Annotated in this window: 15 protein-coding genes; 11 read left to right on the top strand and 4 right to left on the bottom strand. The window is 35.9% G+C overall.

Annotated elements, in window-relative coordinates; translation table 11 throughout:
• Positions 1-467: 467 nt before the first annotated feature.
• Positions 468-2,540 (top strand): TonB-dependent receptor, encoded by a 2,073-nt coding sequence (locus N7931_RS15470; RefSeq protein WP_262795254.1) that lies wholly within the window; start codon positions 468-470, stop codon positions 2,538-2,540.
• A 294-nt stretch (positions 2,541-2,834) separates the two neighbouring features.
• Positions 2,835-4,151, top strand: a complete 1,317-nt coding sequence (locus N7931_RS19555) for a PAS domain-containing methyl-accepting chemotaxis protein (RefSeq protein WP_316250586.1) — start codon at positions 2,835-2,837, stop codon at positions 4,149-4,151.
• A gap of 110 nt (positions 4,152-4,261) precedes the next feature.
• Here the strand turns inward: N7931_RS19555 and N7931_RS15485 are convergent, their stop codons facing one another.
• Positions 4,262-7,219, bottom strand: coding sequence for a TonB-dependent receptor (locus N7931_RS15485; RefSeq protein ID WP_262795255.1), 2,958 nt, complete (start codon positions 7,217-7,219; stop codon positions 4,262-4,264).
• 495 nt (positions 7,220-7,714) lie between these two features.
• Between N7931_RS15485 and N7931_RS15490 the strand changes: the two genes are divergently transcribed.
• On the top strand, positions 7,715-8,506 hold the full coding sequence (locus N7931_RS15490) for a hypothetical protein (protein ID WP_262795256.1): 792 nt from the start codon (positions 7,715-7,717) through the stop codon (positions 8,504-8,506).
• 228 nt (positions 8,507-8,734) lie between these two features.
• Here the strand turns inward: N7931_RS15490 and N7931_RS15495 are convergent, their stop codons facing one another.
• Both N7931_RS15495 and N7931_RS15500 read right to left on the bottom strand, forming a co-directional pair.
• A complete protein-coding gene (locus tag N7931_RS15495) occupies positions 8,735-9,664 on the bottom strand; it encodes a sugar kinase (protein ID WP_262795257.1) in 930 nt (309 codons plus the stop codon).
• A 270-nt stretch (positions 9,665-9,934) separates the two neighbouring features.
• Positions 9,935-10,210 carry an HU family DNA-binding protein gene (locus N7931_RS15500; RefSeq protein ID WP_262795258.1) on the bottom strand — a complete coding sequence of 92 codons (276 nt, stop codon included), beginning with the start codon at positions 10,208-10,210 and terminating at the stop codon, positions 9,935-9,937.
• A gap of 338 nt (positions 10,211-10,548) precedes the next feature.
• Between N7931_RS15500 and bcsE the strand changes: the two genes are divergently transcribed.
• The 8 genes from bcsE (at position 10,549) to N7931_RS15540 (ending at position 24,712) form a co-directional block, all read left to right on the top strand.
• Positions 10,549-12,168 carry a cellulose biosynthesis protein BcsE gene (bcsE, locus tag N7931_RS15505; protein ID WP_262795259.1) on the top strand — a complete coding sequence of 540 codons (1,620 nt, stop codon included), beginning with the start codon at positions 10,549-10,551 and terminating at the stop codon, positions 12,166-12,168.
• Positions 12,169-12,321: 153 nt separating this feature from the next.
• Positions 12,322-13,938, top strand: a complete 1,617-nt coding sequence (bcsG, locus tag N7931_RS15510; protein ID WP_262795260.1) for a cellulose biosynthesis protein BcsG — start codon at positions 12,322-12,324, stop codon at positions 13,936-13,938.
• Between the two features lie 56 nt (positions 13,939-13,994).
• Positions 13,995-14,189 (top strand): hypothetical protein, encoded by a 195-nt coding sequence (locus N7931_RS15515; RefSeq protein WP_262795261.1) that lies wholly within the window; start codon positions 13,995-13,997, stop codon positions 14,187-14,189.
• Entirely contained in the window at positions 14,189-14,917 is a 729-nt protein-coding gene (gene bcsQ / locus N7931_RS15520; RefSeq protein ID WP_262795262.1) for a cellulose biosynthesis protein BcsQ, read from the top strand. Before N7931_RS15515 ends, bcsQ begins: the two co-directional genes overlap by 1 nt.
• A 1-nt stretch (position 14,918) precedes the next feature.
• Complete coding sequence (gene bcsA, locus N7931_RS15525) at positions 14,919-17,564, top strand: UDP-forming cellulose synthase catalytic subunit (protein ID WP_262795263.1); 2,646 nt, start codon at positions 14,919-14,921, stop codon at positions 17,562-17,564.
• Positions 17,551-19,791 (top strand): cellulose biosynthesis cyclic di-GMP-binding regulatory protein BcsB, encoded by a 2,241-nt coding sequence (gene bcsB, locus N7931_RS15530; RefSeq protein ID WP_262795264.1) that lies wholly within the window; start codon positions 17,551-17,553, stop codon positions 19,789-19,791. The genes bcsA and bcsB overlap by 14 nt, the downstream gene beginning before the upstream one ends.
• The gene (gene bcsZ / locus N7931_RS15535; protein WP_262795265.1) at positions 19,791-20,912 is read left to right on the top strand and encodes a cellulose synthase complex periplasmic endoglucanase BcsZ; all 1,122 of its coding nucleotides are present in this window, start codon (positions 19,791-19,793) and stop codon (positions 20,910-20,912) included. Before bcsB ends, bcsZ begins: the two co-directional genes overlap by 1 nt.
• Positions 20,903-24,712 carry a cellulose synthase subunit BcsC-related outer membrane protein gene (locus N7931_RS15540; RefSeq protein ID WP_262795266.1) on the top strand — a complete coding sequence of 1,270 codons (3,810 nt, stop codon included), beginning with the start codon at positions 20,903-20,905 and terminating at the stop codon, positions 24,710-24,712. The genes bcsZ and N7931_RS15540 overlap by 10 nt, the downstream gene beginning before the upstream one ends.
• Here N7931_RS15540 and N7931_RS15545 read toward each other — a convergent pair.
• Entirely contained in the window at positions 24,690-26,816 is a 2,127-nt protein-coding gene (locus N7931_RS15545; RefSeq protein ID WP_262795267.1) for a UvrD-helicase domain-containing protein, read from the bottom strand. The two genes, N7931_RS15540 and N7931_RS15545, sit on opposite strands and share 23 nt — an antisense overlap.
• Between the last annotated feature and the right edge of the window lie 38 nt (positions 26,817-26,854).

A 26,854-nucleotide genomic window follows, 5' to 3' on the forward strand; every position in this document is an offset into this window, starting at 1 on the left:
GTACAAATTTTGTTCTAACTAAATGCTTTTTAATCGAGGCGCAGCATTGAAGGCCTAATGGGTTAAGTCTAAATGCTGCAACAAAGAGTAAAAAGTATTTAGGACGAACCCAAAAGGCAGCGTTTGTTTGGCATTTATTCTGCGTTATAGCTCATTTGTGTAGCTCACTACACGTCAATCGCTATGCCTTGGATAAATACCAAACAACCTGCTGCAAAATTGCACTCAAAAGATCAACAGACCCTAGCTCGAATGTCTAATTAAATATCCAAACAACCTGTTTAATTTAAAGTAAAAACAAATAAAATAGTGTAAAAATTAAGTTTCAAAAAAGCTAATTCAGATCGATTTTCATCCATAACTAAAGCACTTAATTGACTTATCCTCAATAAATGTTTTTAATAGTAACAATTATCATAAACATTTAAATCTACATTATTCCTCTTCCTTATCCTCAGGAGTTTTTAATGAAAAAATTTGCTTTGTTGCCAATTGCAGCAGCTTTGCCTTTTACTGTGCTGGCTGCCCAGCCAGAAAAATCAATTGAGCGTATCTCGGTAACTGCCGCTCGTGCTGAGGTACCGGTTTCAACTGTACCAGCAACTATATCAGTCATTTCAGCTGAGCAAATTCAGTCTCAACTTGCTTTTACACAAGATATTTCAAAAATTTTAGGCAACTTAATTCCTGCTTTTTCACCAAGCCGTGAAAAAATGTCGAATGCAGGTGAAAAATTACGTGGCCGTGATCCGCTCTATATGATCGATGGTGTACCTCAGTCAAATCCACTGAGAAGTGGTGGTCGTGCAGGCCGTACAATTGATCCAGCAATGATCGAAAGAATTGAAGTTATTCACGGTTCAAACGCGATCCAAGGCATGGGCGCAAGCGGTGGTATTATCAATATAATCACTAAATCAGCCGGTGAAAATACCCACTCTGTATCAGCCGGTTTTACTAAAGGCATGGGCAGTGATACCACAGGTTACAAAGCTAGCTATTTATATAGTGCCGGTGAAAGAGATAATGGCGTAGTGGCTGGTATTTCATACAAAAATAATGGCATGTACCGTGACGGTGACGGCACTTTAGTGGGGGTTGATACAACCCAAGGCGATACAATGGACTCGCAATCTTTTGATGCGTTTTTAAAACTTGCTTACCGACTTGATAAAAACCAAACCGTAAAATTTATGATTAACCATTACAATATCCAAGGTAATGGCGATTATGGCATGGTTACAGGTGATGTTGAGAGCGAAACACCAGCAACCAGCGTTAAAGCCGATCAACCGGGCGATGCACCGCGTAATAAAATAACAACAGCATCAGTTGATTATAAAAATACCGATGTATTATCTGGCCAATTAAGCATTCAGTTATTTTACCAAAACTTTGCTGCGCTTTATGGTGCGACCATCAGTGGAACATTCCAAGATCCAACCTATGGTGAAAATATTTATGACCAATCACAAAACCGCTCAACCAAATTTGGTAGCCGTTTAACTTGGTTTAAATCAAACTTAGCCGGAATGGATTTAGATTTAATTACCGGTTTAGATTATTTATCTGATGAAACGTATCAGGAATTAGCACTGACCAACCGAATTTGGGTACCTAAAACCACATTTGATAACTATGCACCTTTCCTCCAGTTAAGATATAAAGGCATTGAAGACTTTACCTTTAGTTATGGCGCACGTTACGAATACGGTAAGTTGAACGTTGATGACTTTACTACTTTAGCTTCAGCAAATAGCACTTTTGTAGAAGGTGGTGATCCAAGCTTTAATGAACTAATGCATAATTTTGGTGCGGTTTGGCAAACAACAGATAAATTAAGATTATACGCAAGCTACAGCGAAGGCTTTAATATGCCAGATGTTGGCCGTGTATTACGCGGCATTAATACTGCTGGATTATCGGTAAACGAATTTTTAAATCTACAACCTGTTATCTCTGACAATACCGAGCTTGGTTTTGAGTGGATTGACGATAGCTGGCAAATTCGTACCAGTTATTTTGAATCAGAATCTGATTTAGGTTCACGCTTATCTATGAATGATGACGGTATTTATCTGGTTCGCCGTGAAAAAACTGAAATCTCAGGTTTTGAAGCAGATGCCCAGTGGTTTGTCTCTAATACCACCACTTTAGGTGCTGCTTATGCAAATACTAAAGGCCAGTACGATAGTGATGGCGATAGCAAAGTGGATAGTGATTTAGATGGCACCAACATTGCGCCTAACCGCCTGAATATTTATTGGCAACAAATTTGGAATGATGCCATTAGCTCACGTTTACAGCTAAATCATCTTGCCGATAAAGACTTTAACGCTAGCCCTGATTTTGAAGGTTACAATACAGTTGACTTAATGCTGAACTACCGCACTAACACTTTAGGTAGCTTTACATTAGGGGTAGATAACCTGACTGACGAGCAATATATTTCTTATTATGGGCAAACAACAGCCAATGCCGTACGTTATTTTGCCGGCCGAGGCCGTCAAGTTAGCTTAAACTGGAATATGGATTTTTAATGATTGCACTAAAAGGTAACGATATTAAGCTATCGTTACCTTTTGTTTATACACAAATTTTCTACTCATTATATTTAAAATATTTATAAATTAACTCGCATTTTTTAAAGCTATTTCCTAAGCTATTTCCTAAGAATAAATAACCACCGAATTCTCTTTGACATATTTAACTCTTCCCTATTAGCTGATTTGTTGCTGTTTATTTAACAGCCCTGAGTGGATTAAACTACAACTTATCCGATATTTAAGAGGCAGGTGGGACTTACCAAATTTCAAATTGTTAAGGACTAAAAAATGTTTTTTAAAAACAAATTATTGCTACAAGAAATCACTCATTTAAAAAAAGAATTAGCAACATTTTATAAAGTTCAGGATGATTTAAAAACCGAAATGCTGTTTTTCTCTGTTAACTTAAATGGAGATATTATTGAAGCAAACAAAAAATTTGAGGAAGTATTAGGCTATAGAGCTGAACAAGTTAAAAATACTAAGCTTGAATCATATATTTCTTTTAAAGCACTCGGAACCGAGCATTGCGAAAGACTATTATATGCTATCAATCATGGAGCCCATTGGCATGGGGCTTTACAACTCACCCATAAGAAAGAACATGATGTATGGCTACGAGCTATTGTACAGCCGATCAGAAATGAAAAAGACGAATTAAAATCGTATTCCATATTTGCTTCTGAATTAACGAATACGATCAAATCAGCTTTTGAGTTAGAAGATATGCTTAAAGCTTTGCATCGCTCAAATGCTGTCATTCAGTTTAGTTTAGACGGTACGATTCTAGATGCCAATGACAACTTTTTAAAAGCAGTCGGCTATAAAAAAAGCGATATTATTGGCAAACACCATAAAATATTCTGTACACAAGAGGAAGCTAATTCAACCGAGTATAAAGCATTTTGGGATAGACTAAAACGCGGAGAATTTGTGAATGGTAGATTCCAACGTATTGATAAGTATGGTAATAAAATTTGGTTAGAAGCATCTTATAATCCCATTCATGATTCACATGGAGATCTATATAAAGTTGCTAAATTCGCAACCTTAATCACAGAGCAAATGAACAGGGAATTTGCCATTTCCCAAGCGGCTGAAGTCGCGTATGACATTTCTCAAAAAACAGATTTAAGTGCCAAACAGGGTCGTAGTGTTATTGACTCTAGTATTCAGACAATGGAATCTTTATCTAAACAAATGGGCTTAGCAGCTCAGGGCATCGGCGAATTAGATAAACAATCCCAAAAAGTAACAGAGTTGGTGAAGAGTATTAGTGGCATTGCAGATCAAACCAATTTACTGGCATTAAATGCGGCAATAGAAGCAGCTAGAGCTGGAGATCAAGGGAGAGGTTTTGCTGTAGTAGCAGATGAAGTTAGACAACTAGCATCAAGAACCAACCTAGCAACAGAAGAAATTGTTAATGTAGTAGCAGAAAATCAGAAATTAACTGTAAAAGCAGTAAAATTAATAGAAGAAGGACAAACAAAAGCAGATGAAGCTCTGCAACTTTCACATGAATCTGGAGAAGTATTTAACAACATTCAATCAGGTGCACAAGAAGTTGTTAATGCTATAGGCCAATTTACTCAGAAGTTGTAATTAAACCGCCGTATATGGTGATTTAAATAGACAATAATCAGTATAAAAGGCTCTATTAATAAAAACTCAGCAGAGGCAATGCTCTGCTGAGTTTAGAAAGTAATGTTGTATTATAAACTGCCACGTAATCCAATTAAGAATTGACGTCCGTAGACATAACTTTCATACGGTAGGTGCATTTCTGTATCTACCCAAGTGTTTTTCTTCTCATTGGTTAAGTTAATCGCTTCAAACGAAATTGACATATTGTCGTTTAGTTTATAGCGGCTTGAGAATTTCCAGCTACCTTTGTCATCACTGCCACGACCATAGTTACCCTCGTTATTACGTGCAATAAACTCTTGCGGATAAGCGCTACGATAGTTGTAAGAAATACGTGCGCTCCACTCATCTTGCTCATAATATAAAGTGGTGTTAAAAGTATTTTTTGAGGTACCTTCTGGTTCAACACTTACAACTTCACCGGTAAATGGGTTAGTTTGATCTAATTTAAAGTCAATATAAGTATAGTTAGCTAACACACCAAATTGATCAAACGGTGCAGGTAAAAAAGTAAATGGTTGTTGATAAATTAACTCAGCTCCCCACATACCTTCGGCGTCGTTATTAACCAGTTGGGTGACTTCCCATTGTTTATCTGCACTCCAGCGTTCAACATCACCACCAATCGCTGCAAAGTACTCACGGCTTAAAGTTTGTTTTACGCCTTTTTTGCTTAAAGTCGCAATGTCTTTATAGAATAAAGAACCCGCTAATAAAGATTCTTCAGCAAAATACCACTCTAAACCTAAATCAAACTGAGTTGCTTTTTCTGGTTCTAGTTTAGGACCTGCACCTATGGTAATTGCACCATCTCCAGAATCCGTTTCACCATAGCTAATAGAAATAGTTGGTCGTAACTCCCGTAATGCAGGGCGAGTAATCGCCTTTGAAGCACTAAAACGAGCAACTAAATCATCAGTAACATCAAATGCTAAGTTAAGTGCCGGTAAAAACTCTTTACCTGTACTTTTTGCTTCTGTCCATTCGACACCCAAATCTTGATCGTTAAGTAAGAAAGAAGTTGTGCTATACGTACCTCGTTTCACATTCCAAGCAGTATTCGTATTATCTACATAACGAACCCCAAAGTTACCGCGAACCCAATCCAATGAAAAATCTAATTGAGCATAAACAGAGTCTACCTCTTCTTTAATTCGGTAAGCCTCGGCATAACGTTCACGGGTTTGAAAGTATGCTTTATCGCCATAAGCGGCTAATAATTTATCATAATCAGGCGCTAACCAAGTTGATTGGGTTAAGGTTGAAGAGCTTGGGACATCAGCAGAGTTCCCAAATTCAACATTTAAATCAGCTAAAGTTGAGGCAAAGTTTGTTCCAGCTAAATCAGCATCCGGATCTCGTAAAACTGCGACTTCAGCATTTTGACCGTATGATGTGTCATCACGCCAATTATTACGCCAGTTATGACGCTCAGTTTCAAAATAACGTGTATTTAAACCAGTTTTTAAAGTCAATTCATCCGTTAAATTATAAATAAAGTCCACTTTGAAAGTAAAATTTTCACTTTCAATCGTTTCAGCTTCCTGACGAGTTAACCCTACAGTGTATAAACTGGCATCTTTAGTTAAATTTTCTAAATCTGTTTTACTATAGCTTCCTGTACCTGAACTAGGGGCAAATGCAAACGAAGCCATATCTGAATTTAATGAACCAGACGCAATACCATTTGAACTACCATTGATTAATGCAATAGGGTCAATATTCTTATCAAAGCTGTAAGCGACTAATGAATCAGGCGCATCTAAAGCTAACGTTCTTTTATAGGGGACATCAAGGTCAGAAGTGCCTTTACCAACTAATACTTTTACTTGTAAATCTTGGTTAACATACCAATCTGTATTTAAAGATAATTGATTAAAAGTAGAACTATACTTATCTTTACGAGCTTCACTACGAATTGGAGCGCTTGAAAATACACCAGCAACCACAACACCATTCTCATCAGCAACTAAATTTTCAGCATATTGTTCACCTGCTGCACTAACAACACCACTACTATTGGCATTATCACGAAACAGTACTTCATACTGATATTCATTAACTTCAGTATCTAGCTTTGCATGTAAAAAATCTAAACTAAATACTAAATCATCGGTAGCCGCGTACTGTATGGCAGCTGTTGCACCTAGACGTTTTTGTTCTTGACTATAAATTGAATAACGTGGAATACGTGGGATCCATAAACCATCTAGATCATCATTATCATATTTGTCATTTTCACTGATAACCGTTCTGGGGATCGCCAACAAATGATTTGTACCACCTTCTGATACCAAACTGCCTTCAGCATCATATTTAGGATTTAATTTAGTCCAACGTACTGTTGTTGTTCCCTCTTGTTGAACGATACCTTCTGAGTATGCAAGCGAACCTAAAATACCAAATTTATTGTCCCAGTTTTTACTCGCCATAAATGACATACGGGGTGTCACTTCTGCTGCGATATCGTTATATCTGGCGTTTACGTTGTATGATAATTTAGTTTCTTGATATTGAAACGGACGTGCAGCTTGTAAGTTTACCGAACCACCAATACCACCGTCTTCTAACTCTGCCGCAGGTGTTTTACTAATATCAACTTGAGTAAATAGTTCTGATGCAAAAATATTAAAGTCAAACGCACGTGAAGTATTTGAACCACCACCTGCGTCAGAACCACCACCGGCAGACGCCGATTCCATACCGTTAATTGTGGTTTTAACATATCTTGGGCCTAAACCACGTAAAGAAATTTGACGACCTTCACCGCCATCTTCTTCAACCGAAACACCAGGTACGCGGCCTAACGAATCGGCAATGTTTAAATCCGGAAACTTACCTATATCTTCAGCCAAAATAACATCTTTAGATCCAACAGAATCACGTTTTGCCATTAACGCTGCATTTAAGCTGCTTCTAAAACCTGTCACCTGAATGACTTCAGCTTCTGCATTTTGTGCTGAAGTTTCTTGAGATTCTTGTGCACCTGATTGTGCAGTTAAAATTAAGCCGCTGCTTAATAACATGCACGAAAAAACTTTATTAAATTTAAAATTAGATTGGTAACTCATTCTATGTATCTCGCCTAAAAAGTTGACTCAAACGATACTGAGCAGTCTCGAACGACTTTCACGGTATGTTGTTTTTATGCCACCGGTAGCAATTTATCATATTACTGTTCCCGGAACAGCGCGATTAAATAGCAGGATTGAAATCTTGTCAATTAATATTTTTACTAATCATTTACTTTTTTATCATATTTAAAATAAAGTAAAAATGGTTTAAATCTATCAAATTAAATCATAACCAAATGATTTTTAATTAAATAAATTGAAAATCAGCTATTTAAAAATAGGACTTCAAATAAATAAAATAGTAACTCAACAAACAATGTAATTAAAAAGTTAAACTAAAAACTCTATATTTAAACTTGATGATTCAGAAAAAACATTGGTAAAAACTGTATTTATGTTAATTTTTATTTATCATCAAAACTCATATAAATAAGTAAAATACAATCGATGAAAATGCTTGATCCAATCGCTGAAAATTTGACCGAAGTTATTACTGATCTTGTCCAACTTAGAATAAAAGCGGATTTAACTTTACTACCAAAATATCCAACATTCGGTAAAAAAATTTACCCACTAGGGCGCTGTTTAGAAATTAGGGATGAAGTATTTGAACTGCTTAAAACCGAATTACAACAACCCAAAACAGCAGGCTTAATTGCACTCACTCAATACATTAAACAAGGTAATGAGTTAACCAAAATTTGGGGTGGATTAAGAGATTTATATTTTCAAAATGCGATGAAAGTGGGCGAATATTATATTGATGTATCTAACGATACAGTCAATCCAAATAAACCCAGAGTTGAAGTTTTATTATATCGGGATGCCGGGTTTAAACCGATAGAAGACTTTGAATACTTTTGTGAAATTGCCGAAAAATACTGGCATGTAAAACTGTTTAAAAACTCAGTTTGCAGCTCGCTTGCGCCTTTTATGCCGGTATTATGTGTAGATAACAATAATAAAAGTTGGCTAGCTGCCAATGATATTATGATCCAGTTAGCAAGAGCTTCACAATTTATTAAGTCAGAGCAAATTTTAAATCAATTAGCTGAGCCATCAGAGCAAATTAAGCTCAATTGGCAAGCACAACTTAAACAAGCAAATAAACCAGATTTAAACAATAAAATGTCTCCTCAGGCTTATTGTCAGTTGTACCGAGAACAAAAATTAGATCAAAATTTAGCGTTTAGAAATCAAATGGTAAGTCAGTTTATCAGCATCAATAAACCTGTTTAAGTAACCTGAGGTGCGTATAAGAAGTGTTGAAGTAAATTTTTCAACTATTGGATTATAATACTAAACCAAGCGTATTTTACGTTGCAACGAGGATAGTTTTTCGTCTATCAAGACATTTAGTCAAACAACAATGCAATCGTTCAACTTAGTTTAAGTAAAAAGCGTCCCTGCTTTTTGTGCCCGACGCTAACCAAGCACGACTACTAAACTGATAAACTCAAATTGAGATTAATTTGTTTTAAAACGGGTTTGATAAATATCCATATTCATAATCGCACCCGGATGCTGCACAACTTCGCGGGCAACTGAATCAGCGTTTTTAATCGCATCCAACATGCTTTGGCCTGCTACACGAGAACTCATATAAGTACCGGCAAACGAGTCTCCGGCGGCGGTTGTATCAACCTGAGTTGGTGCAGGGTTAAAAGGCACATGGCAATCTTGAGTTTGGTTAAATCCATAAACACCATCTTTGCCAGCTTTAATCACAAATTCAGTGACACCCTGCGCTTGCATAAAGTTTTTCACATCATCAACAGTTTGATGACCAAATAAATCCTGATGTTCATCTAAACCCGGCAGTACAATATCACTCGCCTGATACGCTTTTACAATCCAGTTTTTAGCATGTTCTTGGTTTTGCCACATTCTGGCACGATAGTTCGGATCAAACGCGATTTTAGCGCCTTTTTGGCGTAATTTAGCTAATAAATCTAATAAAGCTGCTTTATCGTCTTCTGCCAAAATCGCCAGTGAAATACCACTAAAAAAGACAAAACCAACATCCGGTAAAGCTTCTGCTCCGCCTTTTGCTGATAATAATTTGATCATTTGAGTTGCGGCAGAATCTTTACGCCAGTAAGTAAAAGAGCGCTCGCCTGCATCATCAGTTTGAATGGCATAAATCCCGATATTGGCTTGATCAGTTGTTAACATAGCTTGAGTATTCAACTGCTCACTTTTTAAATAGTCCAGCATTTGTCGACTAAACATATCTTGACCAACCGCTGAAAAATAATAAACGTCTACCTCTGGCATCCAACGTTTAGCATAAATTGCTGTATTTAAAGTATCTCCAGCGTATTTGTGAATTAATTGTCCGGTTGAGTCTTGTTTTAACTCTACCATGCCTTCACCCAGTGCTAATAGCGAGCTCATGAACATTCCTAAAAATTGTATTTGTTAATATTAAATTTTTTAAAAATAACTACACTTAATTACATTTAAAAAATCAAATATGGCAGCGATTTTAACATAAAATCAGGTTATTTTAATCTACCGATCGCAATACTTCTAGCATAAACCTTAAATAGTCAACACAAATAATCAAAATATTGCAGCTAATGAAAGATTAAATTTCAGAATAGAAATAGCAGGCAGGGTATAGATAAACTGGTTTATATTCCCCAATACAAACCAGTTTATTCGTTAAGCGTTACAAGCGTCTTTAAGCGCTTTACCAGCTTTGAAAGATGGAACGTTAGCAGCTGCAATTTGAATCGCTTCACCAGTTGACGGGTTGCGTCCTGTTCTTGCATTTCTATGCTTTAAGCTAAAAGAGCCAAAACCAATTAAGTCAACACGACCACCTTCTGATAACTCAACACTAATAGTATCAATTAATGTATTTAGCGCTTTAGTAGCATCATTTTGTGAAATATCAGCTGACTCAGCAATTTTTTTAACTAGTTCCGATTTATTCATCTTATTTTCCTCATTTGTAATTTGGTTTAGAAATCTATAAAAGATATTAGCTAATTGCAATGCTTATTAATTGAAATTTAGTTAATAAGTAAATTTATTTTAAAATTATTACCGCGCTGACGAGCAATTAGTTAATGTTCTATCGCCATCCAACAAAGGAAAGTCAAAATAATTTAACGCACAGGTTTCAATATAAAACAGATTAACATCAAGCTTGTTTAATAATCTCATCATGTCACTGAAATTATTAAATTTGTGAGGTTATTGCCTTTATAAAATCAATCTGTTGGCATAAACTCAAAGCAACTTGTAAGGATATAAACAAGGTCATAACCACTATGTACAAACTGGGTTTACAAGAAAATTTATCAGGCCATTTTGCAATTGAGCATGGGCACAACTATTTTTTATTAGCCGATCAGTTAAATGACTTTCTGCCTCTACAAAATCTATTGCTATCAAGTTTTAAATCTCAATCCAATCAATTTTTTTTACTGTCTCCAGTGATTGAAACTCTTCACCTTACATTATTAACGTCATCTGAATTAGAATTACAAAATAGAAATCATAGAGTTAACTGGTTTAACATTGAGATAAACTCATATACCCAGTTCAATCAAAAAACGATAAAACGCTTATTTAATGAACTTTATATCTATGATGGATTTTATAATGCTTTAACCGTTTTACACTTGCCCGCAAACCAATTGGTTAATATAGATGAAGTTGCTTTAGTTAAGCTGCTAGAATATTTAGACCTATTAGCCAAAAAACATCAATTAGCGCTGATTATTCTGATTACCGGTGAGCAGCTCAGCATACTTAATGAAAAATTAACTCACTTCCCTAAACTCATTTCAGGTTTAGCTAAAATAGAAGATTTATTAGACATTTATCAACTGAAGGTGAACTTTTGGCACCATTGTTTAGGTCAATTTATTAATCAAGAATTTGAAATAAACAAGTCCACATCAATTTTACAGTTAGTTTTACCAAATAATGAGCCTGAAACATCTAATATTAATTCAACTTTTTATGACGAAGATGAAGTTTGGATGGTTCGAAATGCAGTACCAGATTTTAATCAAATGCCTGCCAATTATAATGCACTTGAAGATAATCAAGCACTATTTGAGCAAGCAAATCAACTCATATCAGGCACTGTTGTATTCGTCATCACTAAATATATATCGGTAATAAACCTGGCTAAACAATGCTTCGAACTACGTAAAAAAAGAGGCCCTTGGCTTAAAATAGTCCTCCAGAACTTAGACGGTGTTGTCCGTCACAAAGACGAAAGTATTTTTTATCTAGCTGGTGTAAACCTTATCTTATATGATTACAGTCACCCTTCACGATTTATCTCTAGAATCATGTCTATTCAAGGGTTTAAGTTCACCAGAACTTTGCCCAATACATTTAACGTTATTTCAGAAAAAATAGAAGCAACCAAACAATTTGGTTACCGTAATGCAATGGATTTTTTTAATCAGGTTATAAAAGCAAGTGCAAATGCAGATAGTTTATCTGTCTCAGGTGCTTTGGTTCGTCTGACTTTATTGCCCAGCACGAGAGCAGTACATGCATTAAAGTTAATTCGTTTAAAACGTGATGGGGATCTTTTCTCTAACTTTCAGGACGAGATTTTAATTTACTTAGGGGCTTGCCGACCAAGTGATGTTCAAACGGCTCTTGAAAATCTATTCTATTTAGATGTTGATGATTTTTTTATGGCCAAAGCAGTAACAACTCAACATTTCTACATTCAAGAATTTTGCCGAAAACAATTAAAATCTCCTTCAATCAAGCAATCTGATGATTTAGCAAAATATTTAAGTCATGAACTGGTGGTCGATACGGTTTATGATTCATTTGATATTGAATTAATGAATAATCCCAGAGTAAAAATTCCAGAGGAATCATTTTTACAACCAATAGCGTTAAAGGTAAAGCAATGAATATTATCGAGTTATTAGTTGTTGTTTTAATTTCATTTATGGCTGGCTTCACTTTTTGTTTATTAGGTCAAAATCTCCTAAAAAAAATTAAGCTAGTCTTTTCTCAGCTCACTTTTAAGCACAAATTAATAAAACCATATAAAGGGAAGCATTATGACTCAAACCAATAAACATAAGTGGTTAGTTGGTTTAGGAGTTTGGAACTTATATTTTTTAGTTAAGTTTTGGTTACATTTAAATCAATGGATCCAAATCGACTTTGCTGCCAATCTAGCATTATTCTGTTTTATCGCGATTCAATTACCAACTAAATTATTAAATTCATTTAAGCAACTCACTGCTTTGTTATGGGCAATATTATTACTTTATTCAGAATCTTGGCTACCTCCCTTAAGTAACCTAACTGAAAATTTTTATTTATTATCGCAATTTAGTGTGCAATATGTTGCCGATTTATTCGGTCGGTTTATCAGTATTGAACTCATCTACCCGCTGATAATTGCTACAGTGAGTTATATTTATCTCTCTCGCTGGATAAGGTTTACCACACTTAGCCTTGTCGGCTTATTGAGTTTACCAGCCTACAGTTTATTGAATTCAAATACTCCCATGGTAAAAGAGCAGCGCAGTGAAACACCACAAGCCCCTCAAGTCCAAGCAATAACTAAACAAAAAATTGTGCCAGTTATAGATGCCGATAATCCACAGCAGGCATTAGATCAATTTTATCAAATTCAACAATCACTTGAGCCTGTTGTATTCGCACCAAATGATAAAGCTAATTTTGATGTATTAATTTTAAATATATGTTCACTCTCCTGGGCTGATTTACAAGCTGCCGGTATCGATTCCAAAAGCTTATTTAAAGATTATGATATGGTGTTTAAACATTATAATTCAGCGACTTCATACAGTGGCCCAGCTGCATTGCGAATTTTAAGAGCAAGCTGCGGACAAGTACCACACAATCAGCTATTTTCAGATTCGAACGAAAAACAATGTTACTTATTTGAGAACTTAAAAAAGCTCGGCTACCAGACAAGCCTAGCCATGAATCATGATGGACACTTTGATAATTTTATCGGATTAATAAAACAACAAGGTCACTTAGAGCATAATCCGATATTATTGAAAAACCAGCCTATTTCTCAATATGCATTTGATAACACACCTGTTTATAAAGATATAAATTTGTTATCTGATTGGTTCTCACAATACAAAGGTTCAGGTCAACCCCAAGCTTTTTACTACAATACAATCAGCCTACATGACGGCAATCAAATTATAAACCAAAAACCCCTAAGCGAAGTAGAAAGCTACGCACTTAGAGTAAAAATATTATTCAGTGATATAAATACATTTATTCGCCAGATAGAGCAAAGTGGTCGCAAAACAATGTTAATCATAGTACCTGAGCATGGCGCAGCATTAAAAGGGGATAAAATGCAATTCTCAGGGTTACGGGAAATTCCAAGTCCAAATATTGTCTCTGTACCAGTTGCCGTTAAGTTTATTGGAAAAAGCAACCAACAAGCCGAACCTATTTATATTGAACAAAATACTAGTCATTATGCCTTATCAACACTGATAAAAGGAGCGATGGAAAGCCATATCTTTTATAACGATTTGCCTTTGTCTCAACTCACTCAAACATTACCTAAATCAACTTTAGTAGCAGAAAACGAAGGGGCTATTCTAATGGAATTTAATAATACACCTTATATTAAGTTAAGTAATAGTGACTGGATGATCTATCCTGGTTATCAATAGACGCATGTAATCATTGTTCGTTTTAAAACATTTAAACAGTATACAAAGGAACACGAATGGGACATTCAAAGCTGAATCAAAAAACGGATTTTCCGACTGTAACAGATTGGGACCATTTAAATCAGGAGCTTGCTCAACCTACTCGTTTTATTGAGTTAAAACAGATAGAAAAAGCACAAGAAATACAAAAAAAATATTTTTTAATTGAGCAAATTGCAAAAAGTATTGAAAAGGTTAATGATAAATCATAATGCAACGAGTTTTTTTGATTGGTACAAAAGGCGGCACGGGAACCAGTTCTGTCACAGCAAATTTGGCAAGGTGTCTTGCCGATGCTGCAGAACCGACTCTAGTTGTTGAGCTCAATGCTCAAAACCAACTCGCACGCCATTTTGCAATACCTTGGTTAGCAAAAACAGGCTGGCAGAATGCAAACGACCTTCACACGTTACAAAACTGTTTTTATCAAACTCAAAGTGGCATTCAAGTTTTACCGTATGGAAAAAGTAATCAAAGTAAAGTATTAACTGCTAAAGAAGTCGTTGATGGCTTAAATCAGTTTGAACTTACCCCAAATACTTGGGTTTTATTTGATATAACCAGTACTGATTTTTCAACTTTGAGCCTGAACTCAACCGATATAGTGTTAGAAGTGGCAAATTGTGATGCGATAAATCATAGTTTATTGTATCAAAAATTTACTGTAGATAAATTCGAGTGTTCTGCACAGTATTATGTACTGGTCAATAAGTTTAATAGCCATTCAGATGTAGAGTCTGACATTTTTACCTTATGGCAACACCAACTTACCCATTTATCACCCGTTTTTATTCATGCAGATGAAGCCATAAAAGTAGCAGTCACCCACGCAAATCAAGCTGTTGCATTATATCCAGCTAATAGCTGTCGTGCCGATTTTGAGCGTCTTTGCGGTTGGCTATCCAGTTTGCAAACCCAAATGAATAAGTCGGAAGGTTAATATGTGGGCTTTACTCAATATTCCGCAAAATTGGCCTATGCATTTAAAAATTGCAGCTATTTTAGTTCAGCCAAAATATATTCGTTTGTATAAATTTAGAGTAAAACGATTATTTGAGGAGTACCGAGTTACTCGTTTGAGTGCTTTGATTTTACCAATCTTTTTTTATTTTATCAGTTGCTTCATTAAATTCAGAGCCGTTAAAAAATCGACTGCAAAACGCAGATTCTATCAGCTATATCCTCAACTAAAACCGAATCAATTAAGCTTTTTTGATCCCCTCAGGTTTATTATACAAAGCTTATATTTACTTTTGAGTAAACCTAATTCTGAATCTGACTTTTGGCATAAGCTTAGTTATTTTTTAAGAAAAGCATGGGTAAAAATCCGATTATTTGATCGCTTTATTATCCAAAAGTCGACAAAAATATGGCCCGTTAACTCTAATCCACACAATCATACCCTGATAAATAGTATATGGCGTTTCCATTCTTTTCGATGGTTAACGTATTTACTGATTTCAGTTGTATTATTTGTATTTATTAGCGTCCCTTTTACTATATCTGCACAAGCTGCTTTTATGGGGTTAATATTATTAGTTGCCTATCCAATGCGTAAAGTACCGGGGCAACTCGCAACCATAATCATGATTACTTTGTCTTTAATTAGTTCATCTCGTTATTTATGGTGGCGTTTTAATGAAACACTAGGATGGCAAGACTGGCAATCAACCCTATTAGGGACTGGACTCATCATTGCTGAATCTTATGCTTGGCTAGTGTTATTGTTAGGCTACTTTCAGACTATTAACCCACTAAAACGAGCTCCTGTTGCATTACCAGATAATCCGGATTTATGGCCTAGTGTTGATGTTTATATTCCAACCTATAATGAACCGCTTAGTGTTGTGAAACCAACTACTTTAGCTGCACTGAGCTTAGATTGGCCTCAAGATAAATTAAATGTGTATATTCTTGACGATGGTTGCCGTGAAAGTTTCAAAGAATTTGCTGATTCAGTAGGTGCAGGATACATTATTCGAGACCAACATATTCATGCTAAAGCCGGCAACATGAACCATGCGATGCAACATACAAAAGGTGAATATATAGCTATTTTTGATTGTGATCATATCCCTGCTCGCTCTTTTTTACAGCTCACAATGGGACAATTTTTAAAAGATAAAAAAGTATGTTTAGTACAAACGCCGCATCATTTTTTCTCAGCTGATCCATTTGAAAAAAACCTCAAAAATCATACTAAAGTTCCAAATGAAAACATGCTATTTTATGGTTTAATTCAAGATGGTAATGATATGTGGAATGCCACATTTTTTTGTGGTTCATGTGCAGTTTTGAAACGAGAAGCACTGGAATCTATAGGAGGCTTCGCATTTGATACTGTTACCGAAGATGCGCATACTGCGTTACGAATGCAGCGTCAGGGATATAAAACAACCTATATTAATATCCCGCAAGCTGCTGGGCTAGCAACAGATAGCCTATCAGCCCATGTCGGGCAACGTATTAGGTGGGCAAGAGGAATGGCTCAAATATTTAGAATCGACAACCCCTTATTAGGCAAAGGCCTACAGTGGCGTCAGCGCTTATGTTATCTAAATGCAATGCTACATTTTTTATCCGGTATTCCACGTATTATATTTTTAACTGCACCATTAGCTTTAATCTTTTTTAATGCATACATTATACATGCTGAATTTTTAGCTATTATGTTGTATGTAATCCCAACCTTAATGCAAATTAAAATAACAAACTCACGTATACAAGGTAAATACCGATATTCTTTTTGGGGTGAAGTATATGAATCCGTCCTTGCATGGTACATTTTAAAACCAACAACTGTCGCTTTATTTAACCCTAGTAAAGGCAAATTTAATGTAACAGAAAAAGGAGGATTAAATAATAATGAGTTTTATGACTGGAATATTTCAACTCCCTCGTTTGTATTATTTAGTATCAACTTAGTGGGTTTTATTATTGCCACTTTTCGTCTTTTTTTTGAAGATCCCCAAACCATAGGTGTACTCCTAATCAGTATGGCATGGACTGCCTACAATCTAGTCATTTTAGGTGCAGCGATAGCGGTAGCTGCTGAAGCAAAACAAATTCGCGCATCTCACCGTGTTCAAGCTAATATTAAAGGCAATATCAGGCTTAAAAATGGGCATACATTACAGTGTACAGTGACAGATTATTCAGATAAAAGTGTTGGACTTGAGGTTGTAGATTTAATAGATCATACGGTTAAGCCAACTGATGAAATAGATTTATTATTAATGGCAGGTAAAAAACAAGCAGTCTTTACCACTAAAGTAGTTAACCGACGAGATAACCAATTAGGATTACTTTTAACTGACATGCCAGTCGAACGACAAAAAGAGTTTGTATTAGCCACCTTTGCGAGAGCTGATGCTTGGATTGGCTGGCAAAAACAATTTCAACATGACAGACCTAGCTTTAGTTTTAAACAAATTCGCCATGCTAGTTGGCGCGGTGTCAATAATATGTTGTTCCATGCACCTGTAATCGCCAAACCTTTTGTAAACTTACTCATCATGGGCGGCGAATTTATTTATTCTTTATTACCTAAACAGCCTAAACAAGAGCCCAAAAATGAATATTTTTAAATTATTTTTTCAAATTATGGCTTTGGTTTCTTTTAGCTTTCTCGGCTATCTAAATGCAAGCGAGAAACCACTCAGTGATAAATCCGTTTTTGCTAATGGATACCCAGAGCCAGCGCCTGCTATAACTCAAAATTATCCACTTACTCAGCTTAATAATGTTGTCAGCCGAATGACAGGCACATCTCCCAATGCAACAGCCGAGTTCGCAATTGAGCCCAATACTTTAGTGACAGACCTAACCTTAGATTTTTCAATCAATTACTCCCCTGCTTTATTAAGTGAGTTGTCGCATATTAAATTGTATTTAAATGATTATTTAATGGCGACTCTTGATTTACCCGAGCAAACAGATAAGAACTTATTAAATAAAAGTAAAAGCTGGAAAATTCCGCTGCAGGCTCAAGTATTAAAAGATTATAATCAAATTCGATTTGAGTTAATCGGATATTATACCCAAGCCTGCCAAGACGATTTTAATAAAAATATTTGGGCTGAGTTGTCTCAAAACGCTAAGTTGACGCTTTATCAGCAGCAATTATCTATCGACAGCGAGTTGGCTTTATTACCAGCACCATTCTTTTACCCCAGCTTAAATAAAATGCTAGATTTAACTTTAGTATTTGGTCAGCAACCAAGCTTAACTAAACTAGAAAGCGGAGCAATTATCAGCTCATGGTTTGGTATTCAGGCTGATTGGCGAAAGTCTAATTTTTCAACTTTAATCAATCAACTGCCTACTGAGCACGCCATTGTCATTGCCAGTAATAATTCCAGACCTGATTTTTTAAAGCATTATCCTTTAGTTGACCAACCCACAGTCGAAATTATTTCAAACCCTGAACATAGATACCAAAAATTGTTATTAATTTTAGGCAAAGATGATGAACAAGTTAAACAAGCTGCTATTGGTTTAGCTCATGCAAGTCAAATCATGTCCGGTAGAACAGTCACTCTAACTCAACCACCCAAAATTGAAAAACGACAAGCGTACGATGCTCCAAGATGGCTAAGTAGTAAAGACAAAATTAAATTTTCAGATCTAATTGATTATCCGGATCAATTACAAGCTAAAGGCATGGGTTCAGCCGCCAGTTCGCTTAATTTACGCTTCGCCCCTGATTTATTTATCTGGCGTGAACAAGGTGTTGAATTAGACTTATTGTATCGTTATACACCAAGTAAAAGTATTACAGATACCCGCTTGAACGTATTGATTAATGGTCAATTTATGCAGGGCTACCTACTAGAAGAACATAGACATGATAATCTTATTTTAAACAATTTAACTATTCCGTTTAATACTCAAGCTAGTGGAGAAGATAGCCAAACATTAGAGATACCAAGTTTTAAATTAAGTGCAAATAATACTTTAACATTTGATTTTAGTTTTGCCATTGCCAAAACCGGAAATTGTACAGCTGCACCTAAGGACAGTAATTATGGCCGAATAGATGAAAACTCTAGCATTAGCCTTGCCGGCTATCATCACTATATCCAAATGCCAAATTTAGCTGTATTTGCTCAGTCTGGCTTTCCATTTACTAAGTATGCTGATTTACAGCAAACTTTAGTTCTACTTGGTGAGCAAAGCTCAACTGAACAGTATAATTTATTATTTAATATGATGGCTCACATGAGTGCTTCTACAGGTTATCCCGCTACGTACGTCACTTTGGCTCATAATCTAGATGCTGTTGAACCTAAAAACTATGATCTTTTCCTGATTGGTCAACCTGATCAATTTATCAATAAGCAGAATACTTTAGATGTACTCGTATCCAATTATCAAACAATATTAAATAAAACACTCTATCCAGGCCAAAATGGGCAACAGGTTCAAATTCAACTCGAAAGTGAAGGTAATTTAGCGAGTATTATTAGTTTTCGTTCCCCTTTTGACAATGAGCGAACGGTTGTGGCGCTATACGCGAACAATCGACAAAATTATCAGATGTTAAGTCGGACTTTTCAACAAAATGAGTCCCTTAACAAAATTAAAGGCTCAGCTAGTTTGATTACTCCTTACGGTATCAGCACATTAGAAACAGATAAAACTTATTATGTGGGTGAACTACCTATCCATCAATTAATCTGGTTCCACCTTTCAGATTATCCTTTGGTTTTAGGCTTGTTGTCCGTTTTAGTTTTATTAGTTTTATCTGTTGTTATCTGGCGATTATTAAAAGTACTCACTGCTAAACGTTTAGCAGAAGGAGACCATGAATAATGTTTACCTATCGAATGCTTACTGTTGTTTTTTCATGCTTATGTTTTTCAGCTGTTGCTCAAACTCAATGTAGCTGGCCGATGTGGCAGCATTTTAAAAATGAGTTTATAACTGAGCAAGGTAGAGTAATTGATATTGGCTCAGAACAAAATATAACGACTTCTGAGGGTCAGTCGTATGCTTTATTTTTTTCTTTAATCGCAAATGACCAAGAGAGCTTTGATAAATTATTGAAATGGACTGAGCAATATCTTGCTGAAGGTGATTTAAGTACACGCTTACCAGCTTGGAAATGGGGGAAAGACAAGGCGGGACATTACCGTATTTTAGATTCCAACCCTGCAGCTGATTCCGATTTATGGATTGCTTATACCCTTTCCCAAGCAGCTAAACTTTGGGATAAAAGATATTATGAATTATTGTCAGCTGTATTAGCTAAAAGAATTATCCGCGAAGAAGTTAATTATCTTGAAGGGCTTGGTTGGATCTTAGTTCCAGCCCCCTATGGTTTTGAAGATGAACAGAGTATTAGATTAAACCCAAGTTATTCACCTTTATTTATCTATCACTATTTTTCAACAAAATACCCAGATTCATATTGGCCTAAAATCGCACAAGCGAATGAAGAGTTAATCAATTTAATTACCCAATCTGGTGCAGCACCAGATTGGGTGAATTACTCTCCCGAAAAAGGATTATATTTTAATAAAAAAGCGGATGATAAAGGGAGCTATGACGCAATTAGAGTATACTTGTGGAATGCTTTACTAGCAGAATCAGTTCCAATCAAACAAAAAATAACAGCAAATTTGAGCCCATTGATAAACAAAATTAATCAACTAGGTTACATGCCAGAGAATATAAAAACGAACAGTTTAAGTCATCAAGGAGCAGGTCCCGTTGGCTTTCAACAAGCAGTTTTACCTATGCTAAGAGAGATTAAGCCCGATTTAGCTGAGCAACTATCTAACCAAATTCATCAGGGCAGTTTCGGCTCTACAGAGCAGAGATATTATGATTCTGTACTCACTCTTTTTGCTCAAGGATATATAGATAAACGATACAAAATAGACCAAAATGGACAGCTAGTTACTGCTTGGCTGGAGCAAAAATGCCCATAACAGTAGCATTAATAGGCAAAACTAAATGTCACTGGATTAGTTTAGTTTGTTTATTGTTAAGCAGTTTTTCTATATTGGCATTGCCTATTGATGAACATCCTAGTGATTGGTTAACTAGACAGTTGCAAAGAGCATTATTACAAAATGATGATGCCCTTGCTCAAAGTGTCTTAGTTAAATTTAAACAAATGGCTCCGAATCAACCAGAAAGGCTATGTGCACAAATCAGATACGAGGTAGCCAACAACCAATTGATAAAAGCCCACCAAATCTATACTCATTTAACTCAACTCAGTGAAGAGCATCATTGCCAAAATCAGGTTCAACTTTTATTAAAAGTCAATGACCAACTAAAATCTAAAATCAATCAAGCTAGATTATTTGCCAAAATTGGACAGTACGCTCAAGCCATAAAAATTTATGATGAAGTATTCTCAGAACAATTTGCAGGTTTGAGTTATCAAATTGAGTATTTGTACTGGTTACAATTCACAGATACCCCCACTAAAAAAATCGAGCAATCCTATCAAGAATTAATAGCTTTATATCCTGATTTAGCAGAACTTTCTTTACCCTATGCTGATTTTCTACTTAAAAAAAATCCGCCAGACACTAATGGCTATCTTATTTTGCAAAAATATGCACCTGACCAGAGGTATCATCTTCAGACAGAAGATATATGGCTCAGAGCAATCAGTAGATTATCAACAGACATTAACAACCGTAAGTGGGCTAATTTATATATAAACTATTTTCCGGAAAGTGATAAAGGCCGCTTAGTAGTAAATAACTTTTGGCAACGTTTGGATAATAAGCAAAAACAATTAAGCGATCCTGGTTATAGCGCATGGCTACAGGCAGTAACCCTATCAGATAATGGTGAATATAAATTAGCTCAAAATTTATTAATTAAAGCATTAAAATACCATCCCAAAGATGCTCAAATTCATGCAAGTATGGCGTTACTGCAGATGAGAATGGGAGAACATCACACTGCTCAAAAGCATTTTAACCAAGCACTTAAACTAGCCCCTGACGCTTTTGATGCAAATACCTGGCGTTTATTATTGAGTACCACAACCTACTGGGGGGAAATTGCAAATGTGCGCCAAGCAATTAACAACATAGACCCTGAATTAGCACAAGGGCACCTTAATAAAGCAATTCAACTTGAACCTGAAAACATTAACAATGAATATTTTAAAGGGGAAATTGAGAGACTCCGAGGGAATTTTGCTCAAGCAAAAAAACATTATCAATCTGTTTTAAGTAAACAGGGAGATAATGCTTTAGCACAACTGGGTATGCTTAATTTATTAGAAAAGAGTGCGACAATTAGTGAGGGTTGGCACTTTTATAATAGCTTATCTAATGAACAGAAAAATCAAATAAACACTGAGTTTGAACGTGTAATGGCTAATATTTATCGCCAAACGGCAGTAGTTCTCTTAAACAACCAACAAACTGAGTTGGCAATCCAAACCTTAAATGAGGGGATTGAAAAATTATCAACTCAAACGGCTTGGCTGAGCTTTGACTTGGCGGATATATTAGTCAAACAGTCCCCCCAGGCAGCTGAAATAGTATTTACTCAACAATTACCCTCAGCTCTAAATTACCCTGATTTTGTCTTCAGTTATGCTTTGTTTTTAGGTAGTCAAAATAAATTTAATCAAGCTTTAAAGTTAATTGAACATAGCCAACTCAGCTCAGCTTCAATTGATAATTTATATACAACTTATCAGCAAGAATTAAAACTACAAAATTTACTGCTAGAGCTGAAAAACACACCGCCAACTGAAAAAGGCAAGACAGATAAACTTTCAAGTACTCAAATTAACCAATTGACCCAAGTTCAAAAACTAAATCTGGCACAGGCATATTATACCGCTGGCTTTACCTACAATGCTCTAGATCTAGTTCAACATGCAGCCAGTTCATTTCAGAATTTACCATTAGAGTGGCAAATAACTTATTGCCAATGGTTAAAAGCCAGTGGCTATCAAGCAGCATATATAAAGCATTTTAAGCAAATCAAAATTGAGCAAAATGCAAGTGAGGTTGATATCGCCAATTGGGGCAGTTTATTTTTGGCTGATTTAAATAATGAGATCAAACCTAACCCGCCGATGTTAGAAAAATTGAAATTACTTCAGCAAAGTTACCCTAATTTTGTCACTCCTGAATTTTTATTATCACGCTATTATTTACAAAAAAATCAATTTGATAATGCCGAAAATATACTTATTAAAGTTAACTCAAGGGTTCCTTTACCTGATGATTTAAAACTCGATTATCTATCGCAAATCAGCACACAAAATTTAACTAAAAAACCAGATAGTCAGACAAAGCAATTTAGAAATTATTTAATAGCTTCATTAACTGATAATTATCAATCGCTAGAGAACTATCAACAAAAGCAATTACTTAAATTGTTGCAAGAATATAATATTAATAACAAATTGATGATAGCTCATACTTTGGTAGCTCAATATCCAGCAGATTATGAATTAAAATACTGGGCTGCAGAACTTGCTAGCAGCACAAATAAACCAGATCAAGCTCAGTTGTGGTATCAGGATATTAATCAATCAGCAGATAAAAACTCGTGGTACTGGCAAAATACACTACGTCAAATTGAGCAGTTCAATATCAAAAACGAAGCTTGGGTGGCGGTGGGGCTACAAACAGCTACTCAAAAGAGTACAAATACAGGTAAATCTGTTTCAAATAGTACCGTCCCTATCGAGTTGTGGTTACCTTATAAAAAAGGTCATTTTTTTACTAAATTAGATGTTGAGCAAATTCAAGATCCTAGTTTAGTTTTAGAAACTAATTCAGGGCTTAGTAATTTTGGAACAGGCTTACTCTGCACCGAAAACTGTATTGCAACCAATTACCACAGACAAGATACTGGGACAGATATCGCATTAGGCTGGCAAAACGAAAGCTGGCGTTTTGATATTGGTTCCTCTCCTATGGGGTTTAAACTATCTAATTTTTTATTTGGTATTCGTTATCAGGGGGATATATCTAATTACAGTTATAGTATCGAAGCAGAAAGACGAGCGTTAAACGACTCAGTTCTCGCGTATTCTGGCTTAATAGACCCGTACTCAGGCTTAACTTATGGAGGGGTTAGTGCAACAGGCATCAGCTTAACTGTATCACATGATCTGGGACAGAAATGGGGGTTTTGGGGACTCACAGATTATTACAGCTATAATGGTAAAAACGTAAAGTCAAATCAAAGTTACAGTGTCATGGGAGGAGCTTATTACCGTATAATTCAAAATCCAGATTTTGAATTTAGTCTTGGGAGCAACCTTTTACATTGGGCTTATCAATACAACCTAAGTGGTGAAACATTTGGTCATGGGGGTTATTACAGTCCGCAATCATATTATGGAATATCTTTCCCACTAGAGTTAACCGGACAGTGGAATCGACTTAGCTATCAAATTACCCTCGCTGCGTCTTGGTCAACAGCTAAGGATAAAACGATAGAATATTTCCCAAGCCATCCAGATCTACAAACTCAAGCAGAAAATCTAGTTGAGCAAACTTTTGTCATTCCGAACTATCAAAATGTTGAAAACAGTGGCCTTGGATATCGAATACAAACATCTGTTGAGTATAAGCTAAATAGCCAGTGGATTGTTGGGGGGGTATTTTCAGCTCAAAAAGCAAACGATTACCAACCAACTAATGGACAAATTTATTTTCGCTATTATTTTGGGCGCTCACCATCAAGACTTTATATTCCACCAGAACCTATTAAACCATATCAAAATTTTTAAGCTCATTAATGAAGGGACTACTTAATTGTTCACGGTAGATTAGAAAAACAGCTTGTTTAGCTCGAGTTAAAGCTACATAAAATAAACGCCGCTCTTCTGCAAATTTAAAACATTCAGGTGAAGGTAAAACAGTCTCAAAAATGGGTTCATTAAATTTTATCGATGGAAAAATACTTGTTTCTACTCCTATGATAAAAGCATAATCAGCTTCTAACCCTTTACTGGCATGAGCAGTCACATAACGAATATTAAGAGAAGGAAACTGGTTGAACTCTAAATTATGGGAAAAAACCATAGGCATTTTATTAAGCGAAAATCGACCAATAATTAAAACACTAGATATTATGCGTTGTCGCTGGCTAAGCTCATTCAGTTGAGTTAACCGCTCATGTAATACCTGACAATACTGCTCATTTATTTCACTTAAGTTTGAAGTACTAGGCAAATGTAAACTTAGAAAGTGAACCGGATTTTTTTGTACCTTACTTTGTGTTTCCAGCTTTTTATCAATTTGCATGTTGTTCTTCATGATGAAGTTATGACTATAAGCTTGGATAAACTGATTAAACCTAAAGGTTTTATCTAAATACACATAAGAAGCCGGTGAAAAAATACGTTTAAATTCGGTAAAAAAGCGAATATCACCACCGTTAAAGCGATAAATAGCCTGCCAATCATCCCCTACCGCAAATAAACGGGTATTTTTATGCGCAGCTAATAAAGTCGTTAATAGCTTAGCTCTTGAGGCTGATAAATCCTGAAATTCATCCACTAAAATATGGCTGAATTTAACTTGGTAATGACCTTGTTCAATATAATCAATTGCCAGTGCGATCATATCAGCAAAATCAAGGCTGACCGTTTGTTGTAACTCAGTTTGATAAGCATGAAAAAATGGCTCAAAAAGCGTAATAAACGCAGTTGTATTCTGCCCACTTTTCCCGTTTTGAACCTGCGTGGTTAATGTTTGTTTTGCTTTTTGTTTTAGCTGCTCAAAGGTTAAAGAGGATTCTTTAAACAGTCCTAAAAAACGACTCATTTGCTGGCTAACCTGCTCTATTTGCTGGTTAGAAATCGCCTTTGCATCAGCCACATCTGTATATAAAACAAACTGCTGAATAAATTGATGATTGGTTTTGAGTTGGTTGGTTAACCAGTTAACAATAAACGCTTTAAGCGCGCTGTCATTGGTAGCTAATTGGCTGACTTTATACTTTTGCATGTTGGGATTTAAAAGAGCAACCTGATTAATAATATCTAACCCCAAAGCATGAAAGGTACTGGCTTTTAATGCATTCGCTGCCGCGGGTAACCTTGCAGCGACTCTTTGGTTCATTTCGGTCGCTGCTTTTTGACCAAATGCCAGCATTAAAATTTGCTCAGGTTTTGCTAAGCCGGCTGTTAGTAAATAGCCTGCTTTGCCAATTAAAGTGGCCGTTTTGCCTGAGCCTGCACCGGCTATCACTAAATTGTGATCATCCTGCGTTAAACAGGCAATACGCTGCGCCTGAGTTAAAGGTAGTTTTTCAACCGTCTCAAAAAAGGCTTGGTATTGGGTTAACAACACAGGCAAAACACTTTGATTATATTCCGCCCTACCCTGAGCAGATAATTGCGTTAAATTAAGCTCTGCCGCCAGTTTAAATACTTGCTGAGCCAGTGGGTTGTCGAGTTGCTGCGGGCTAATATTTAAGTTAGAAAACCGCGCGGCCAGTGCCTGTAATTCAAGCAGCGGCTGCCACTCATAACTTGAACAATATAGTTGTTTAGCGGCAATGGCTTTTAGCAGGTTTAAATAGCCCAGCCAAAATTTATCCTGCCGATAATAGTTAATGATGCTTTTGATTAATTCAAATTTAAATTGTTCAGCCTGCGTAAAAGCATACCCTTTTAAAATAAGCGGATGCGCCTGCCCGTTAGTTAAAATTAATTGGCTAAACCACCAGCCTTTTTTTAATTCAATTTGATTAAGCTGAGCAAAAGAGATGAAAGAAGCATCCTGATTAAACTGAACCTGAATGGACTGCTGATTAAATAAAACCTGTTGTTTAACACCCCGTAATCCTTGCCAGAAACGGTATAACTTGCGTTGAAAAAGCTGCATATAAAACGATATAAAAAGAGGGTAAGCAGGTTTATAAC

Source organism: Catenovulum sp. 2E275 (genome assembly GCF_025515275.1).
Taxonomy (GTDB): Bacteria; Pseudomonadota; Gammaproteobacteria; order Enterobacterales; family Alteromonadaceae; genus Catenovulum.

Bases quoted from the DNA above. Each gene is read 5' to 3' on its own strand.
- N7931_RS15470 (WP_262795254.1), top strand. From the start codon at position 468: ATGAAAAAATTTGCTTTGTTGCCAATTGCAGCAGCTTTGCCTTTTACT.
- N7931_RS19555 (WP_316250586.1), top strand. From the start codon at position 2,835: ATGTTTTTTAAAAACAAATTATTGCTACAAGAAATCACTCATTTAAAA.
- N7931_RS15485 (WP_262795255.1), bottom strand. From the start codon at position 7,219: ATGTTATTAAGCAGCGGCTTAATTTTAACTGCACAATCAGGTGCACAA.
- N7931_RS15490 (WP_262795256.1), top strand. From the start codon at position 7,715: ATGAAAATGCTTGATCCAATCGCTGAAAATTTGACCGAAGTTATTACT.
- N7931_RS15495 (WP_262795257.1), bottom strand. From the start codon at position 9,664: ATGAGCTCGCTATTAGCACTGGGTGAAGGCATGGTAGAGTTAAAACAA.
- N7931_RS15500 (WP_262795258.1), bottom strand. From the start codon at position 10,210: ATGAATAAATCGGAACTAGTTAAAAAAATTGCTGAGTCAGCTGATATT.
- bcsE (WP_262795259.1), top strand. From the start codon at position 10,549: ATGTACAAACTGGGTTTACAAGAAAATTTATCAGGCCATTTTGCAATT.
- bcsG (WP_262795260.1), top strand. From the start codon at position 12,322: ATGACTCAAACCAATAAACATAAGTGGTTAGTTGGTTTAGGAGTTTGG.
- N7931_RS15515 (WP_262795261.1), top strand. From the start codon at position 13,995: ATGGGACATTCAAAGCTGAATCAAAAAACGGATTTTCCGACTGTAACA.
- bcsQ (WP_262795262.1), top strand. From the start codon at position 14,189: ATGCAACGAGTTTTTTTGATTGGTACAAAAGGCGGCACGGGAACCAGT.
- bcsA (WP_262795263.1), top strand. From the start codon at position 14,919: ATGTGGGCTTTACTCAATATTCCGCAAAATTGGCCTATGCATTTAAAA.
- bcsB (WP_262795264.1), top strand. From the start codon at position 17,551: ATGAATATTTTTAAATTATTTTTTCAAATTATGGCTTTGGTTTCTTTT.
- bcsZ (WP_262795265.1), top strand. From the start codon at position 19,791: ATGTTTACCTATCGAATGCTTACTGTTGTTTTTTCATGCTTATGTTTT.
- N7931_RS15540 (WP_262795266.1), top strand. From the start codon at position 20,903: ATGCCCATAACAGTAGCATTAATAGGCAAAACTAAATGTCACTGGATT.
- N7931_RS15545 (WP_262795267.1), bottom strand. From the start codon at position 26,816: ATGCAGCTTTTTCAACGCAAGTTATACCGTTTCTGGCAAGGATTACGG.